Source organism: Streptomyces sp. NRRL F-6676 (genome assembly GCF_000725625.1).
Classification (GTDB): domain Bacteria; phylum Actinomycetota; class Actinomycetes; order Streptomycetales; family Streptomycetaceae; genus Streptomyces.
This window is the reverse complement of record NZ_JOHS01000119.1, coordinates 1-1366: the sequence shown is the minus strand read 5'-3', so window position 1 is coordinate 1366 and position 1366 is coordinate 1. Positions and strand designations below refer to the sequence as shown.

Genomic DNA, 1366 nt, shown 5'->3' with positions numbered 1-1366 from the left:
CTTCGAGGTCCTCGACGAGGTGGCCGTTTTCGAAGCGGGCGCCGGAGCGGACGAGGGCGACGAGGTGGGGTGCGGTGACCGCCCGCCAGCGGGCCTGGGCGGCCTCGGCGAGCTTGAACACCATCGCCAGGGCGGCGGCCGGGCTGCCCGCTCCTCGGGTGACCTTCGTCCGCAGCCTGATCGTGGAGAACGTGGACTCGATGGGGTTCGTGGTCCGCAGATGGATCCAGTGCTCGGCGGGGAAGTCGTAGAACGCCAGGAGCTCGTCCAGGTCGTCGGTGATCTTCTTCACGGCCTTGGGCCACTTCGCCCCGTAGGTCTTCTCGAACGCGCGGGCCGCCTTCTCGGCGTGGGTGCGGTCCTCGGCGTTGTAGATCTCCTGCAGGGCCTTCTTCGCTCCGGGCTGCGTGGACTTCGGTAGCGTGTTCATGACATTACGGGTCTTGTGGACCCAGCACCTTTGGTGCCTGGCCTGCGGGAACACCTCCGCCAGGGCCCGCCACAGGCCCATGGCACCGTCGCCCACGACGAGGGCCGGATCGCGCATGCCACGCCGCCGGCAGTCCCGCAGCAGGTCGGCCCACGACTCCGTCGACTCCCGCAGCCCCTCGGCCAGCGCGATCAGCTCCTTGGTGCCGTCCAGGCGCACGCCCATCAGGACCAGGACGCAGGAGTGGGCCTGGCCGAGGCGGACCTTGGGGTGGACGCCGTCGGCCCACACGTAGACGTAGTCGGTGCCGGACAGGTCCCGGTTCTGGAAGGCCGTGTGGTCGTCCTGCCACTGCTTCGTGAGCCGGTTCACGGTGGCCGCCGACAGGCCGGCCGCGGAGCCGAGGAACTGCTCAAGGGCGGGCACGAAGTCACCGCTGGACAGCCCGTGCAGGTAGAGCAGCGGCAGGACCTCGCTGATCTTCGGGGACTTGCGGCACCAGGGCGGAAGGATTTTCGAGGAGAACCGCTGCCGTTCACCGGTCGCCTCGTCGACGCGGCGGTCGTTCACTCGCGGGGCGCGGACCTCGACCGGGCCGGCCGCTGTCGTCACGGTGCGGGGACGGTGGTGACCGTTACGCACCACCAGACGGTGGCCGCGTTCGTCCCGCTCGGCAGCCAACTCGGCTATGTACTGGTCGACTTCCGCTTCCAGAGCGGCGGCGAGCATCCGGCGGGCGCCTTCCCGCACGATCTCGTCGATCAGCGAACCGGTAGCGGTGGAGCCGTCTTCGTTGACTACGCTGAGCACGGGCGTGCCTTCCCGACCCGCGCTGCGAACGCGGGCCTGACTTGGTGACCGATACAGGATCATTCGGGAAGGTACGCCCTTCGCGTGCCGTCCCGAAGACCGATCCACAAGTCATGAGCATTGCTC

At 68.9% G+C, this 1366-nt stretch carries 1 protein-coding gene; it reads right to left on the bottom strand.

The genetic code is table 11. The features are described from left to right. Nucleotides 1–1240, bottom strand: a 1240-nt coding sequence (locus tag IO29_RS31245; RefSeq protein WP_078618607.1) for an IS256 family transposase, incomplete at its 3' end; no start/stop codon positions are given. Between the last annotated feature and the right edge of the window lie 126 nt (nt 1241–1366).